Origin of the sequence: Tardiphaga sp., from assembly GCF_028290785.1 — a bacterium.
Classification (GTDB): domain Bacteria; phylum Pseudomonadota; class Alphaproteobacteria; order Rhizobiales; family Xanthobacteraceae; genus Tardiphaga.
On record NZ_JAQGJD010000056.1, the window covers coordinates 1 to 14,839 of the forward strand.

Annotated in this window: 14 protein-coding genes and 1 pseudogene; 7 read left to right on the forward strand and 8 right to left on the reverse strand. The window is 65.5% G+C overall.

From position 1 onward, the window contains the following. Positions 1-113 (reverse strand): annotated as a pseudogene (locus tag JWR89_RS03175) (chemotaxis protein); the annotation flags it as partial. 198 nt (positions 114-311) lie between these two features. Here JWR89_RS03175 and JWR89_RS03180 point away from each other — a divergent pair. Next, positions 312-1,601 carry a flavin-dependent oxidoreductase gene (locus tag JWR89_RS03180; RefSeq protein WP_299711757.1) on the forward strand — a complete coding sequence of 430 codons (1,290 nt, stop codon included), beginning with the start codon at positions 312-314 and terminating at the stop codon, positions 1,599-1,601. 157 nt (positions 1,602-1,758) lie between these two features. Beyond that, a complete protein-coding gene (locus JWR89_RS03185) occupies positions 1,759-3,495 on the forward strand; it encodes a sensor domain-containing diguanylate cyclase (RefSeq protein WP_299711759.1) in 1,737 nt (578 codons plus the stop codon). On the opposite strand, the gene mutY is transcribed toward JWR89_RS03185, so the two are convergent. Further along, positions 3,496-4,527, reverse strand: a complete 1,032-nt coding sequence (gene mutY / locus JWR89_RS03190) for an A/G-specific adenine glycosylase (protein WP_299711761.1) — start codon at positions 4,525-4,527, stop codon at positions 3,496-3,498. 329 nt (positions 4,528-4,856) lie between these two features. On the opposite strand from mutY, the gene JWR89_RS03195 reads away from it, so the two are divergent. Further along, positions 4,857-5,336, forward strand: a complete 480-nt coding sequence (locus JWR89_RS03195; RefSeq protein ID WP_299711763.1) for a DciA family protein — start codon at positions 4,857-4,859, stop codon at positions 5,334-5,336. A 104-nt stretch (positions 5,337-5,440) separates the two neighbouring features. Beyond that, complete coding sequence (locus JWR89_RS03200) at positions 5,441-6,097, forward strand: DsbA family protein (protein WP_299711765.1); 657 nt, start codon at positions 5,441-5,443, stop codon at positions 6,095-6,097. A gap of 93 nt (positions 6,098-6,190) precedes the next feature. Here the strand turns inward: JWR89_RS03200 and JWR89_RS03205 are convergent, their stop codons facing one another. Both JWR89_RS03205 and hemF read right to left on the reverse strand, forming a co-directional pair. After that, positions 6,191-6,679: a TspO/MBR family protein gene (locus tag JWR89_RS03205; RefSeq protein WP_299711767.1), complete on the reverse strand. Its 489-nt coding sequence runs from the start codon at positions 6,677-6,679 to the stop codon at positions 6,191-6,193. Between the two features lie 174 nt (positions 6,680-6,853). Then, entirely contained in the window at positions 6,854-7,744 is an 891-nt protein-coding gene (gene hemF / locus JWR89_RS03210) for an oxygen-dependent coproporphyrinogen oxidase (RefSeq protein WP_299711782.1), read from the reverse strand. Positions 7,745-7,965: 221 nt separating this feature from the next. On the opposite strand from hemF, the gene hemE reads away from it, so the two are divergent. From hemE to JWR89_RS03225, 3 genes are all read left to right on the forward strand, one after another. Beyond that, positions 7,966-9,012, forward strand: a complete 1,047-nt coding sequence (hemE, locus tag JWR89_RS03215; RefSeq protein ID WP_299711769.1) for a uroporphyrinogen decarboxylase — start codon at positions 7,966-7,968, stop codon at positions 9,010-9,012. Between the two features lie 281 nt (positions 9,013-9,293). Beyond that, positions 9,294-10,553 (forward strand): FAD-dependent oxidoreductase, encoded by a 1,260-nt coding sequence (locus tag JWR89_RS03220; RefSeq protein ID WP_299711771.1) that lies wholly within the window; start codon positions 9,294-9,296, stop codon positions 10,551-10,553. Continuing rightward, the gene (locus JWR89_RS03225) at positions 10,550-11,218 is read left to right on the forward strand and encodes an amino acid ABC transporter permease (RefSeq protein WP_299711773.1); all 669 of its coding nucleotides are present in this window, start codon (positions 10,550-10,552) and stop codon (positions 11,216-11,218) included. Before JWR89_RS03220 ends, JWR89_RS03225 begins: the two co-directional genes overlap by 4 nt. A gap of 142 nt (positions 11,219-11,360) precedes the next feature. Here the strand turns inward: JWR89_RS03225 and JWR89_RS03230 are convergent, their stop codons facing one another. The 4 genes from JWR89_RS03230 to JWR89_RS03245 form a co-directional block, all read right to left on the reverse strand. Continuing rightward, positions 11,361-12,239 (reverse strand): transporter substrate-binding domain-containing protein, encoded by an 879-nt coding sequence (locus JWR89_RS03230; RefSeq protein WP_299711775.1) that lies wholly within the window; start codon positions 12,237-12,239, stop codon positions 11,361-11,363. Positions 12,240-12,318: 79 nt separating this feature from the next. Continuing rightward, positions 12,319-13,308, reverse strand: a complete 990-nt coding sequence (locus JWR89_RS03235; protein WP_299711777.1) for a L,D-transpeptidase — start codon at positions 13,306-13,308, stop codon at positions 12,319-12,321. 199 nt (positions 13,309-13,507) lie between these two features. Next, on the reverse strand, positions 13,508-14,254 hold the full coding sequence (locus tag JWR89_RS03240; protein ID WP_299711778.1) for an efflux RND transporter periplasmic adaptor subunit: 747 nt from the start codon (positions 14,252-14,254) through the stop codon (positions 13,508-13,510). Between the two features lie 160 nt (positions 14,255-14,414). After that, on the reverse strand, positions 14,415-14,839 hold a 425-nt coding region (locus tag JWR89_RS03245; protein WP_299711780.1), incomplete at its 5' end, for a hypothetical protein.

Below are 14,839 nucleotides of genomic sequence, written 5' to 3' on the forward strand. Positions count from 1 at the left end.
CAGAACAGCCGGTTGACATAGGTCAGCCGGCCCTTCAGGTCGGTTTTCGAGACGATCAGTTCGGAAGCCGGAAAGAACACCTCACGGCCGCTTGGCTTGATGGAATGGGACATCGTTGACCTGTCGGAGAAGCTGATCGGAAGTGCGTTTCAGTGGTATTAGTAAACCCGGCTGAATTTTGCGTTAAGGTTTTGTCCACCATGCATAGATCGGCGGCCGGCCCGCAGCCGCATGCGGCAGTGCGAGACCGCGTGGTTGCCCGGATCGGGCGTCCCGTGCCATGACCTCGATCAAATCGAGGGGGAAACATCATGACCGTGCTCATCGCCGGCGGCGGCATCGGCGGATTGACGCTGGCGCTCAGCCTGCACCAGATCGGCGTGCCGTGCCGCGTGTTCGAAACCGTCTCGGCGCTGAAGCCGCTCGGCGTCGGAATCAATGTGCTGCCGCACGCGGTGCGCGAGCTGATCGAGCTCGGCCTGCTCGACCGGCTCGATGGCATCGGCGTCCGCACCAGGGAACTGGCGTTCTTCTCCAAACACGGCAAGCCGATCTGGAGCGAACCGCGGGGGCTGGAGGCCGGCTACCGCTGGCCGCAGTTCTCGGTGCATCGCGGCAAACTGCAGCAGATATTGCTGGACGCCGTCATCGAGCGGCTCGGCCCTGACAACGTGTTGACCAGTCACCATCTGACTGGCTGGTCGGAAACGCCGGATGGGATCCGCGCCGACTTCGTCGATAAGGCCACCGGCGCGGCCCAGCTCAGCCATGACGGCACGCTGCTGATCGCCGCCGACGGCATCCATTCCGCGATCCGCGAACGGCTGTATCCGCAGGAAGGCGCACCGCTGTGGAACGGCCGCATCCTGTGGCGCGGCATCACGCCGAGCGATGCTTTCCTAAGCGGCCGCACCATGATCATGGCCGGCCACGAGGTGCTGAAATTCGTCTGCTATCCGATTTCGGATCAGCCCGATGCCGACGGCCAATTCCTGATCAACTGGGTCGCCGAACGGCACATGCCGCCGACCTATCAATGGCGTCGTGAGGACTACAACCGCACCGCCAGGCTCGACGAATTCCTGCCGTGGTTCGCCGACTGGCAGTTCGACTGGCTCGACGTGCCCGCCCTGATCCGGGATTGCCCGCATTCCTACGAATACCCGCTGGTCGATCGCGACCCCGTTTCGCAATGGACCTTCGGCCGCGTGACGCTGATGGGCGACGCCGCGCATCCGATGTATCCGATCGGTTCCAACGGCGCCTCGCAGGCGATCCTCGACGCCCGCGTGCTGACGCGCGAAATTCTCAGGTTCGGCGAGGTGCCCGCCGCGCTGCACGCCTATGAGGCCGAGCGTCGTCCCGCCACCACCGATCTGGTGATGCTGAACCGCCGCAACGGTCCGGAACAGGTGATGCAGATCGTCGAGGAACGCGCCCCGGAGGGGTTCGACGTCGTCACCGACGTGCTGTCGCAGCAGGAACTGGAAGACATCGCGGCGAACTACAAGCGCGTGGCCGGGTTCCAGGTCGAAGGCCTCAACGCCAAGCCGCCGATTGTTCCCACAGTAGAGTTGCCGCAGCCTTCCAGCGCGGGCTGACGCAATCTGCATCGGATAGCCGTTTAACTCAGTTTCATCCTGTGTGATTCATACGGGATTCAACATGATGCAAGTCGGCCGCCGACCGTTAGGGAATCGCAAGTGCCGCATGGCAAAAAGGCCGGTGAACTAAAGGCCTTTTTTAATGCGCCATTCCTTGCAGAAATTTGCTGACCGGCTGCACGCGCTGGAGGACCGTCTGACGGTCCGCACCCAGATCGCGTTCGCGGTCGGCGCCATGACGATCGTGCTGATCGGCGCGCTGGCCGCCAGCGCGGCCTTCATCAGCTACCGCAACACATCCGAGCTGGTGAACATCAAACTGGCCAGCGTCGCCTCCACCACGGCCGCGCGGCTCGACCGCTACATGGCGATTCGGCAGCAGGAAGTGCATTTGTTCTCGAAGCTGGAGCCGCTGAAGAAGCTCTGGCAGGACGACCCCGCGGCGCTGCGCAAGTCGCTCGAGCAATTGCAGAGTTCGTTCACCGATTTCGCATGGATCGGCTTCGTGCGTCCCGACGGCGTGGTGACAGCCTCTACCGGCAGCTTGCTGGAAGGCAAGTCGGTCCTGCAGCGGCCCTGGTTCAGGACCGGGCTCAACGATCCCATGGTCGGCGACGTTCATGAAGCCGCCCTGCTGGCCTCGCTGCTCGCCAAGCGCGCCGACGGCGAGCCGTATCGTTTTGTCGACATCGCGCTGCCGGTGCGCGACGCCGACGGCGCTCTGCTCGGCGTGCTCGGTGCACATCTGGACTGGGACTGGGCGCGCGGCGTGATCAACAGCGCGGAAGCCAATGATGGCGGCACCGACACCACCCTGACCGTGATGTCGAAGAACGGCGCCGTACTTCTTGGTCCCGGCACCGGAACGACAAAATATGCCGGCGACCGCCTGCCCGGCATGCTCGAGAGCCGCGCCGGCACCTTCACCGAGATGAACGGCGACGAGCGCATGCTAACGGCATTCTATGTCAGCCGCGGCCATCGCGATTATCAGGGCCTGAACTGGATCGTCACCGCCAGCCAGCCGGCCAGCGTGGCCTTCGCCGCCGCGGCGCACTCGGCCAAGACCATCCTCGTCATCGGCGCCATCGCAGGACTGATCGGCGTGCTGATGGCTTTTGTCATCGCGCGGCGGGTCTCAAACCCGATCCGTGCGATCACGGAGGAAGCCAACCGTATCGGCCGCGCCTCCGGCCCAACCATGCTGCCGCGGCAGACCGGCTCGCTGGAAGTGGTGCAACTGACCCGCGCACTGCGCTCGCTGCTGCGCCGCATCGGCTTCGCCGAGGAGCGCACCAAGGAAGCCGAGCTGCGGGCCTCCGAGAACGCGCTGCAGTTCAAGGACGATATCGACAAGCTGCGGCATCTCGCCGATACCGACTATCTGACCGACCTGATGAACCGCCGCGCCTTCCTCGCCGCCGCCGACGACGCCATGGAGTTCTCACAGCGCTACAAGCGCAGCATGGCGACGCTGATGATCGACATCGATCACTTCAAGAAGATCAACGATGTTTACGGCCATGCGGCCGGCGACGCGGCGATCAAGCGGATCGCCGAACTGATCAGCCAGAACATCCGCGGCACCGACAAGGCGGCCCGCTTCGGCGGCGAGGAGTTCATCGTGCTGCTGCGCGAGGTCGACGAGGCCACCGCCAAACTGCTCGCCGACCGGATTCGCACGGCGATCGAACGCGAAGTGATCGGCGTCGGATCGAAGAACATTGCGGCCACGGTGTCGATCGGCATCGCCTTGCTCGGAGACGCCGACCGCGACGTGCAGGACCTGATCGAGCGCGCCGACCAGGGGCTGTATCTGGCCAAGAACACCGGCCGCAACCGCTGCTTCTTCATGCCGGTGCCGGACAGCCGCAGCGCCCGCGCCGCCTGATCAGCCGAGCCCGTGCGCGATCACCTTGCGCATTACATTGGGTAGCGCCTCGTCGTGCAGCGTCGCGATCGGCACCCAGCGCATGCCGTCCGGCGCGCGGCTGCGCGCGGCGAGGCTGGCCGTATAGATCACCAGCTCCAGCGGAAAATGCGTGAAGACGTGGCTGACCACGCCGAGTTTGCGGTGCCAGCGCGCGATGCCCTTCAACGCCGGCGCCTGCTTCAGCGCGGCGTTGTCGTCATGGCCGCCCAGCCAGTCCGAGCCCGGCACCTCGGTCATGCCGCCGAGCAGGCCCTTTTCGGCGCGGGTGCGTACCAGCAGTTCGTCGCCGCGCGTCACCACGAAGGCCGCGCCGCGGCGCAGTTCGCCGGTCTTCTTCGGCGATTTACGCGGGAACGTCTCCTGATCGCCGCGGCTCCGCGCCGCGCAATCGTCATTGATCGGGCACAGCGCGCAGGCCGGTTTTTTCGGCGTGCAGATCGTCGAGCCGAGATCCATCAGCGCCTGGGCGCTGTCGCCGGCGCGCGTCGCGGCGAGCAGCGTGGCGGCCAGCGCCTGGATCTGCGGTTTCGATTTTGGCAGCGGTTCTTCCACGGCGTAGAGCCGCGACACCACGCGCTCGATATTGCCATCCACCGGCATGCACTGCCGGCCGAACGCGATCGCCGCGATTGCGGATGCGGTGTAGGGCCCGATCCCCGGCAGCGTGCGCAGCCCCTCTTCGGTATCCGGAAACACGCCGCCATGATCGCGCAGCACCGCCACTGCGCAGGCGTGCAGGTTGCGCGCCCGGGAATAATAGCCGAGCCCCGCCCACATCCGCAGTACATCGTCCTGCGAGGCGCGGCCGAGATCGGCCACGCCAGGCCAGCGCGCCAAAAATTTCTCGAAATACGGTCCTACCGTCTGCACGCCGGTCTGCTGCAGCATGATTTCCGATAGCCAGACCCGATAGGGATCGACGGCCCCGCCCGGCAGCGGTCGCCACGGCAATTTCCGGCGATGCCGGTCGTACCAGCCGAGCAGTTGCATCGGCCGGTCGGCGATAGGGGCTGGCTTCCTGATTCTGGTGGCTGGCGATGCGGGCACGCGGCATTGTAAAATCAGAATCGGCGCATGGCCAGCCTGTGTGCGCCATGTTGCGAGCCATAACGCGGCGCGTTACGATCGTTTGCTCTGCCGTCATCCTGAGGCGCCGTCGCTCTTGCGACGGCCTCGAAGGATGGCTGCACGTACCGAGTTCGCGTCCGCATCCTTCGAGGCTCGCAGAGCTCGCACCTCAGGATGACGGCTCTGAGCTTGTGAGGGAGGCGCCGCGACATGCGACCTGATTTTCGCCGCGGCAGGTGCTAGAACGCAGCATGAGAAAGCCCGGCTACATCTCCGCCAAACCGCTCTCCCTGCTGCTCGGCGGGGTGTTTTCCGATGCGTTTGCCAAGCAGGGCTTCGCGTCGCGGGAACTGGTGACGCGCTGGGCCGAGATCGCCGGCGCCGAGGTCGCCAAATTCTCCGAGCCACTGAAGATCCAGTGGCCGCGCCCGGTCGAGGGCCAGCCGCAGGTGCCAGCGACCCTGATCCTGCGCGTCGAGGGGCCGATGGCGCTGGAGATCCAGCATTCCTCCGACGCCATCCTGCAGCGGGTCAACCGCTTCTTCGGCTGGAACGCGGTCGGCAAGATCGCGCTGCGCCAGGCACCGCTGTCGCGGCCGAAGCAGCGCCACACCATCAAGCCGGTCGATCCGGTCGCGATTGCCGCCGAGGCCCGCGATCTCGGCACCGTCGAGGATGACGACCTGCGCCAGGCGCTGGCGCGGCTGGGCGCGGTGATCAAGCGGAATTGAGCCGGTGCGGCGAGACGTGTCCCGGCCCGTGCTTGCCACAATTGTGGTTTCAAGCTAGCGAACAGACACCATTCCGGGCGCCCCGCGCCGATAGGAGCCGTCCTTTGATCATCACGCGCCGTGACTTCACCGCCGCCCTTGCCCTTACCGGCGCCGCCGCTGCCATCGGCCTGTCGCCGCTGCGGCTGATCGACCAGGCCTTCGCGCAGAGCGCCGCCGACGTCGCCAAGCCGGTGTCGCTGCCCGACATGGCGATCGGCCCGAAGGACGCCGCCGTCACCGTCACCGAATATGCCTCGATGACCTGCCCGCATTGCGCGGCCTTCACCGAGCAGGTGTTCCCGAAGATCAAGGAAGCCTTCATCGACACCGGCAAGATTCGCTTCGTGTTCCGCGAATTCCCGCTCGACATCAAGGCCGCCGCCGGCTCGATGCTGGCGCGCTGCATCGCCAAGGACGATTCGGCCAAGTACTTCGCCGTCAACGAGCTGCTGTTCAAGACGCAGAACGACTGGGTGATGAAGGATACCGCTGCGAGCCTGACCCGGATCGGCAAGCAGGCCGGCCTGACCCAGGAGGCGGTGGAAGCCTGCCTGAAGGATCAGGCGCTGCTCGACAAGATCGCCGCCGACCAGAAGTTCGCCAACGAGGTGCTGAAGGTCAACTCGACCCCGACCTTCTTCATCAACGGCGAGATGCTGAAGGGCGAGACCTCGTTCGAGGAATTTTCCAAGAAGATCACCCCGCTGCTGAAGAGCTGAGATTCTGCGTCGCCCCTCGTCGCAACGGCGAGGGACGGCGGCGCAAACCGCCGCTATTTCAAACCATCCGCATCGCCTGCGGCCATGGCGTGGTTATGCAAACGGCGCGTTGAGCCGGACCACCGTCAGGTTCAAAACGGCTGCGAACGACACCCACAACAGGTAAGGCAGCAGGCACAGGCTCGCGGTCTTCGAGATCCGCCAGAACACGATCATCGGCAGCGCTATCGCCAGCCACAGCAGGCCGACTTCCAGCAGCGCCCAGTCCGGCCGCTTCAGCGCGAAGAACAGCGTGCTCCACAGCACGTTGAGAAAACCGTTGAGCGCGAACAGCGCGATGATCCACTGCCGTTGGTTGTCTTGCCGGGCGGCGCGCCAGGCGGTGACCGCCGATACCACGGCCAGCGCGAAGATCGTGGTCCAGGCCGGGCCGAAGGCCCAGTCCGGCGGCTGCCAGGACGGCTTCTTCAGGTTCTGATACCACGGGCCGATGTCGGTCAGCGTGCCGCCCAGCGTCGCCACGAAGATCGCCGCCGCGGCCGCGATCACTACCGGCTTCCAGAAACTTCGACGTTCGGCCATCAGGCGCAGGCCCGTCCGGCCATGTCGGCGAGATTCGTGACGATGGATGTAGGCGGCGCGATCGGCCGGGCGCATGCGCGCTGCTGGTTCATTCGGTATCCCGGGTTGGCTTCCGCGCATCGCGGTCGCGGCGGCGCCGATCATACGCGCAACCACGACATGGGCGAACGGAAATCAGCTCCAGCTCACCAGCGGCGGCATCGAACTCAGGATGGTCTCGATGTTGCCGCCGGTCTGCAGGCCGAACATGGTGCCCTTGTCGTACAGCAGATTGAACTCGACATAGAGGCCGCGGATCTCGAGCTGTTGCGCGCGCTCGGCCTCGGTCCAGGGTTCCATCATGCGGGCGCGGACGATCTTGGGATAGACGTCGAGAAACGCAGAGCCGACATCGCGCGTGAATGCAAAGTCCCTGTCGAAATCGCCGGTGTTGAGATGATCGTAGAAGATGCCGCCGACACCGCGCGCGGTGCCGCGATGCGGCAGGAAGAAGTAGGTATCGGCCCAGGCCTTGAACTTGTCGTAGTAGGCGGGATCGTGGGCGTCGCAGGCGGCGCGCATCGCGGCATGGAACGTAACCGTGTCCGGCGCATCGGCCGTGCGCTGTTCCGGCAGCATCGGCGTCAGGTCGGCGCCGCCGCCGAACCAGCCCTGCGCGGTCGAGAGAAAGCGCGTGTTCATGTGCACCGTCGGCACCCGCGGGCTCCTCGGATGCATGATCAGGCTGATGCTGGTGGAGACGTAATCGAGCTGTTCGCCGTCGCCCGGCAGCGTCTTGGCCATCGCCGGGGTCAATTGGCCGTTGGCCGAGGAGGTGTGGATGCCGATCTTCTCGAACAGTTTTCCGCCGCTGAGGAAACCGCCGGTGCCGCCTCCGATGCCGGTGGTCCGGGTCCATGGCTTGTAGGTGAAGGTCGCCGGCGTGCCGGGAAACAGCTCAGCCGGGGCCTCGCGCTCCAGCGCCTCGATCTCGGCGCAGATGCGGTCGCGCAGCGATTCGAACCAGACTTTGGCAACGGCGCGGTGCTGCTCGGCGACGCTTGTGGGGGATGCGATGATATTCATGTCGGTCATTCTAGGAATGCGGCGCGGCGGCACATTGAGCCACATCAATAGCATGGAAGGCGCCTCGCTTCGAGACCTGCCAGGCCCCTGCACGCTTCCGGAGGCCGGAACAATCTGCAGCCGCGGAGTCCTCCGCGCGGCGGCTGATCGCTCGCCAAGAGTTGGGCGGCAGTGTATCAGAAACGGCAACGACGCCTGCCGACCAACCACGGAAACCCCGCTTGACACAGTCCCCGCCTGCCCAGCCGTTCCTCGACGTTCTCAATGGTCATCGCCAGAATGTGCCGCCGCTGTGGATGATGCGGCAGGCCGGCCGCTATCTGCCGGAGTATCGCGAAGTGCGCGCCCGGGCCGGCGGCTTTCTCGACCTCTGCTTCAATCCGGACTTCGCCGTCGAAGTCACGCTGCAGCCGATCCGTCGTTTCAATTTCGATGCCGCGATCATCTTCTCGGACATTCTGGTGATCCCCTACGCGCTCGGCCGCTCGGTGCGCTTCGAGGTCGGTGAAGGCCCGCGGCTCGATCCGCTGGATACGCCGGACAAAGTCGCGACGCTGCAGCCCGAGGCGGACTTCGGCAAGCTCGAGCCGGTGTTCGAGGCGCTGCGCCGGGTCCGCGCGCAGCTCGATCCCCGGATTGCGCTGATCGGCTTCTGCGGCGCGCCGTGGACGGTGGCGACCTACATGGTGGCGGGCAAGGGCACGCCGGACCAGGCACCGGCGCGGATGATGGCCTATCGCCATCCGGAGGCATTCCAGAAGATCATCGACACCATCGTTGAGAACTCCATCACCTACCTGCTCGGCCAGCTCAAGGCCGGCGCCGATGTGCTGCAGATTTTCGATACCTGGGCCGGCGTGCTGCCGGCGCGCGAATTCCAGCGCTGGTCGGTGGAGCCGACGAGGCGCATCGTCGATGGCGTGCGCGCGAAAGTGCCGAATGCCAAAATCATCGGCTTCCCGCGCGGCGCCGGCGCGTTGCTGCCGGCCTATGTCGAGGCCACCGGCGTCGATGCGGTCAGCATCGACTGGGCCGCGGAGCCGGCGTTCATTCGCGCGAACGTGCAGAGCCGCGTCGCCGTGCAGGGCAATCTCGATCCGCTGGTGCTGATCGCCGGCGGCGACGCGCTCGACCGCGCGGTTGATGACGTGCTGGCGAACTACGCGTCGGGCCGCTTCATCTTCAACCTCGGCCACGGCATCCAGCCGGAAACCCCGATCGCCCATGTCGAGCAGATGGTGAAGCGGGTCAGGGATTTTCGGGGGTAGTACGTCCTCACTTGTCCCGGACGCGGCGCGGCGCGAAGTGCCGCTCCGCAGAGCCGGGACCGTCGCGAGCGCCGGCGTCTGTTACGGTCCCGGCTCTGCAGCGCACGACGCCGCCTGACGGCGACGCCCTGCACTGCGTCCGGGACACGATCCATGGGTCAGCCGACCAATCAGGCACGTTTGTTGCTTTTCAATTCCCACCAAGGGCTGGACACCAGACGAAGGCCCTGTGACCGTTCCATCGCGGCCGGACATGAGTCGAGTCGTTGAAGGGTGAGTTGATGTTGCAAGACTCCGTAGGCCAGCGCGCCGATGTCATCGTATTGGGCGCCGGCATTGTCGGCGTGTCCGCGGCCTATGCCGCGCAGCAGCGCGGCCTGTCGGTGATCCTGCTGGACCGCCGCGAACCGGGCTCCGAGACTTCCTATGGCAATTCCGGCGTGCTCAGCAGCGGCTCGATCCTGCCGCTCAACAAGCCGGCGCTGTGGCGGATGCTGCCGAAATACCTCACCAACACCCATCCGGCGCTGCGCTGGGATCCCGCCTGGGCGGCGCGCAACGCAGGTTGGGTTGCGCGGTTTCTGGCCAACGCAATCCCTTCCCAGACCAGGCCGCGGGCCGATGCCCTGCACGGCCTGAGCGTGGCCACGCTCAAGCTGCACCGGGAATGGATCGTCAAGGCCGGCGTCGAGGCGCGCATTCGCGAGACCGGATGGCTGAAAGTATGGCGCAGCGACGGAACGGCGGCGGCCAAAGCCGAGCAGGCGTTTCTGGCCGGATACGGCATCGGCAGCGAGCTGTTCGATCGCCAGGGCATCTCCAGTCTCGAGCCTAACATCCTGCCTATCTACACGACCGCCCTGCTGCACTCCGATACGGCGTCGGTCGATTCCCCCGGCGCGGTGGTCAAGGCCTATGCGCAGATGTTTGCGGGCGCCGGCGGCCAGATCCGGCAGTCCGACATCACCGCGATCGTGCCGGAAAGCGACGGCTGGCGCGTGGTGCTGGCGGACGGCGCCCTCACCGCGCGCCATGTGGTGGTGGCGCTGGGACCGTGGTCCGCCGATCTGCTGCGGCCGCTGGGGTACAGCGTCCCAATGGGTTTCGAACGCGGCTATCATCAGCATTTCCGGCCGACCCTGCCGCGCTCCTTGCTGCGCCCGATCCACGACCTCGAAGGCGGCTTCGTCCTGACGCCGATGGAGCAAGGCATTCGCCTCACCACCGGCGTCGAACTGACCGACCGCGACGCGCCGTCGTCGTTCGCCCAGCTCGACGCCGCGCTGCCGCTGGCGCGCGGCGTGCTCGAATTTGGCGAGCCGGTCGGCGAACCCTGGCGCGGGGCGCGTCCGACGCTGCCCGACGGCTTGCCTATGATCGGGCCGGCGCCGCGGCACCCTGGCCTCTTCCTGGCATTGGGCCACCAGCATATCGGCTTCACCACCGGCCCGGCCACGGGCGTAGCCATCGCTGCGATGATCGCCGGCGCGCCGCCGCCGTTCGACGCCAGTGCGTTTTCGCCCGGCCGCTATCTCTCATGAACTACGTCTGGGATTTCGCGATCCTCGGCAAGTACAGCCACCTGTTCTGGCTCGGGATCGGCTGGACCCTGGCCTACACGATCGGCACCATCGCCATCGGGACGGCGATCGGGCTGGCCGTCGGCATCCTTCGCCTGGGACGGCTGCCTGTGATTGACTGGCTGTTGCTGGCCTATATCGAACTGTTTCGCTGCACGCCTTTGCTGGTTCAGATCATCTGGTTCTACTACGCCCTGCCGGTCATCCTCGGGATCAACATCCCGGCGCATATCGCCGCGATCAGCGTGCTGTCGCTGTATGGTGGCGCGTTTTACGCCGAGATCGTCCGTGGCAGCATCGAAAGCGTGGCGCGCGGCCAGTGGGACGCGGCGCGCGCGCTGGGACTACGGCCATCGCAGGTGCTGCGGATGGTGATCCTACCGCAAGCGCTGAAACCGATGCTGGCGCCCTATGTCAACCAGTCGGTGACGCAACTGAAGAACACCTCGCTGGTGTCCGTCATCGCCGTTCCCGACCTGGTCTATAACGCGACGCTGATCAACGCCGACACCTATCGGCCGCTGGAGGTCTACACGATCGTGGCGCTGATCTATTTCGCCATGCTGTTTCCCGCCACGCTGATGGCGCGGCGGTTTGAGCGCGGCATGAATTACGACCGGGCGTGAGAGGCCTCCGCCACGGCCTCGTCATTGCGAGGAGCCGTTGCGACGAAGCAATCCAGTCTTGCTTTTTGGCTTTCTGGATTGCTTCGCGCAGCGAAAGTCGCCTTCGGCGAATTTCGCTGGCTCGCAATGACGACCGCCGCCGTCAGATACTCAATTCGCTCGGCACGTCCTCCGGCTTCACGCCGGTGAGCGACAGGCCCTTGACGAACCATTCGCGCATCTGGCCGATGCCGCGGTTGTAGTCGACCCACACCGCCAGGAAATCGCGCCAGCGTTTGTCCGGCTCGCGCCGCACGCCCATGCTGCTCGGAATCGCAACCGAAGGGGACTGCAGGATTTTGTAAGTGCCAAGATTGGGGTTTTTTGCGATCGCCGTCAGGCCCAGTACCAGGGCATTCACGACAACGTCGACACGTCCCGACGACATTTCCAGCATCACCTCGTCGCGCGACTTCAGCGACTTGATGGTCGCATTCGGCGCGAAGCGCCGTGCCACCGTCTCGTTGGCGGAGCCCACGTCCACCGCGATGGTCACGCCCGGCTTGTTGATGTCCGCCCAGCTTTTAGCTTCCATGCCCTTCTTGAGCATCGCGCCGAACGGATGCTGAAACACGGTGCCGCAAAAATCCACCACCAGCGCCCGCTGCGGCGTCGGGTTGAGCGCGAAGCCGAGGTCGATCTTGTTCGACTGCAGATCGAGGATCGAGTTGCCGTAGGTGGATTCCGTATACTCCAGCGTGACGTCGAGCAGCTTGGCGATGTCGTTGGCCATCTCGATCGAAAAACCGGACCAGGTGCCGGTGGCCAGATCCTTGCTGAAATAGGGCAATTCCCCCGGCAGCACCGCGATGCGCAACACTTTATTGGCGCGGATGCGGTCCAGCGTATTGTCCGGCGAGGTCTGGGCCGCCGCCGGGTTTGCGAGCGTCGAGGCGAGCGCCGCGCCGCTGCCGATCGCGAGGGCGTGCCGCAACGCCTGGCGGCGGTCTTGCGAGATTGGGTTGTCGTCGGATGTGGTCAAGCGCGTCTCCTCCATCGATGCCGCAAAGCCTAGCGCGCACATTGCACCGCAGCAATAGCGTGATGATGGAAGGCCGGCGCTACTTCGCCGCCTGCTTGCCGTCGATGAAGCTCACCTCGACTCCTTTCTTCACGGACTCGCCCAGCCTGGCGACGTCCCAGTTGGTCAGCCGCACGCAGCCGTGCGAGTCGGTCTTGCTGACGCGGGACGGATCGGACGTGCCGTGGATGCCGTAGCTTGCCTCCGACAGGCCGATCCAGGTGGCGCCGACCGGGTTGTTCGGTCCGCCGGCGATGGTGAAGGGTTTTGTCGATTCCACACCCTTGAATTTGTACTTCGGATCGTAGCGATAGGTCGGGTTGGCGTGCACCGACGTCACCTTCAGCATGCCCGACGGCGTCGGCTTCTCCTCGCTGCCGACGCTGGCCGGATAGAACGCCAGCAGCGCGCCGTCCTTGGCAAAGGCCTTCACCGTCTGCCGGGATTTGTCGATCTCGACGCGCGCCACCTTGCCCGGCTTGTCATGCGGCAGGTTGACGATGGTGATCTTGTCGCCGGCGTGATCGAACTTCTGTTTCGGATTGAGTTCGGCGAGCAGGTCCTGGCTCATGTGAAAGCGCTCGCTCAGCGCCTCCCTGGCGCTGGTATAGCCCAGCGACTTCAGCGATCTCATGTCTTCCATCTTGACCGGCAGCTTGTCGATGAACGGGCCTTTCAGGTCGGCGTCGGTCAACACGTAGTCCGCCATCACCGGGTCGTTTGAGGCGGCCTGCAACTTGCTCCAGATTTCCGGCGTCAGCGCCTTGCCCGACGGCAGCCCGTTGGCCTCGGCAAAGGCCTGCAGCGCCTTCTCGACATTGTCGCCGAACAACCCGTCGATCTCGCCCGGCGAGAAGTGCACGCGGTCGAGCAGCACCTGCACCTTGACCGCCAGCGGGCTGATTTTGGCTTCGGTCGGCAGCTTGCCGGTAAAGTTTGCGGCGTTGATGGCATCGACCGTGAGTTCGGCGGCAGCGAGCGGGCTCTGCGCCAGCAGGGAAATTCCGAGAGCGATGATGATGCGCCGCATGTGATGGCCCTGCCGGTCGTGAACGCGCGGATGCGCGCGGAGGACAAGGCGGCGGGGGTGGTTCGGGTTCCGGAGGGCCGGAGATATTAGCTGTAGGATGGGTAGAGCGAAGCGAAACCCATCGATGGCCAACCTTGCATGCGCCGATGGGTATCGCACGGCCGCGCTGCGCGCGCCCGCACTCCCCCCATCCTACGCTCTACTTCGGTGCCGGAATATTCGCCCGTCCGCTCATGCCGGCCATCAGCTCCGCGGCAGGCCCGCGGATTTCGCCGAACACTTTGATCGTCTGGCTGACCGGATCGACCCGGCCGCCGACGCGGGTGATTTCGGCGGCATAGGTCTTGTCGGTTTCCTCGATATGGACCTGGAAGCCGTAGCCGGGCTTCAGCCACGCCAGCCAGCGCGACGGCGCGATCAGTTCGACTTCGAGGCTGCGGTCGTCGAGGATTTCCAGCAGCGGCTGGCCCGGCGTGGCGTATTGGAATGCCTGCGCCTTCTGCTCCACGGTGATGCCGTTGAAGGGGGCGGCGATCTCGCATTTCGAGGCGGCGGCCTCGGCAATCGCCAGTTCGGCCTTGGCCTTCTCCACTTCGGCGCGGGAGACGTCGACCTCGAGCTGGCTGATGGATTTCAGGTTGGCGAGCCGCTGGTTGATCGCCGCGGTCTTGTCCGCCTGGGTCGCCACCGCTCCGGCCCGCGCCACCTGGGCGCGCTGGGTGACGCAGTCGAAGGCGATCAAGAGGTCGCCTTTGCTGAAATGCTGGCCGATCCGGGTGGCAATGCGGTCGATCCGCGCCGAGGCTTCGCTGGACAAAGTGGTGTAGTTGCGCGCCGTCAGTTGCGCGCGGATTTCCGCGGCGCCGCCGAGCGGGTCGGCGGGCTGGGCGAAGGCGGGCGTAATGCTTGCGGCGCAGATGCCGATGGCTAGCGCGACTCTCTCCACGAGTCGTCCCCGCGCAGGCGGGGACCCATACACGCTGTCGATTTTGTGGGGCAGGAGGGCCATATCGGCCTCCGTCTCTTTTTCAATTTCGGAGGTTATGGATCCCCGCTTTCGCGGGGACGACGCGCGGAGAGTTGGCACTGCATCTCCTCTCCGTAGTCTATTGCACCGCGCCTGAGACGTCGGCGGCATACGCGTTCTGCACCTGCGCCGGCAACTCCGGCGCCTGCTCCGCGAGTCTCGTCGCCGGCACCGGCTGCGCTGCCGGCACGACCTCACTCACCCGGTCCAGTCTCGCGCCGCTCCAGTCCGAGGCGGAGCGGCGGATTGCGGCGCTGAGGGTGGCGATATCCAGCGACGCCACTTCCTCCGGCACCGGATCGACGCCGATCACGTCGTAGAGACGGCCGAGCGCAGCCTGCGCCTCGGCGTAGCTACGGTAGCGCTTGAGGTCGGAAATCACCGCGCTGACCCGCGCCGACACCCGCTCCAGCTCCGACTGCGCGTCGGTCTCGGTGCGGTTGGAGATCTGCTGGTACAGCCGGCGATCGACCGAGGCGAGCTGGTCGGCCCAGCGATATTCCT

What these genes read in the sequence shown, in the direction of transcription:
- JWR89_RS03180 (WP_299711757.1), top strand. Translation starts at nt 312, where the DNA reads ATGACCGTGCTCATCGCCGGCGGCGGCATCGGCGGATTGACGCTGGCG.
- mutY (WP_299711761.1), bottom strand. Translation starts at nt 4,527, where the DNA reads ATGCAACTGCTCGGCTGGTACGACCGGCATCGCCGGAAATTGCCGTGG.
- JWR89_RS03195 (WP_299711763.1), top strand. Translation starts at nt 4,857, where the DNA reads ATGAGAAAGCCCGGCTACATCTCCGCCAAACCGCTCTCCCTGCTGCTC.
- JWR89_RS03205 (WP_299711767.1), bottom strand. Translation starts at nt 6,679, where the DNA reads ATGGCCGAACGTCGAAGTTTCTGGAAGCCGGTAGTGATCGCGGCCGCG.
- hemF (WP_299711782.1), bottom strand. Translation starts at nt 7,744, where the DNA reads ATGAATATCATCGCATCCCCCACAAGCGTCGCCGAGCAGCACCGCGCC.
- JWR89_RS03220 (WP_299711771.1), top strand. Translation starts at nt 9,294, where the DNA reads ATGTTGCAAGACTCCGTAGGCCAGCGCGCCGATGTCATCGTATTGGGC.
- JWR89_RS03225 (WP_299711773.1), top strand. Translation starts at nt 10,550, where the DNA reads ATGAACTACGTCTGGGATTTCGCGATCCTCGGCAAGTACAGCCACCTG.
- JWR89_RS03235 (WP_299711777.1), bottom strand. Translation starts at nt 13,308, where the DNA reads ATGCGGCGCATCATCATCGCTCTCGGAATTTCCCTGCTGGCGCAGAGC.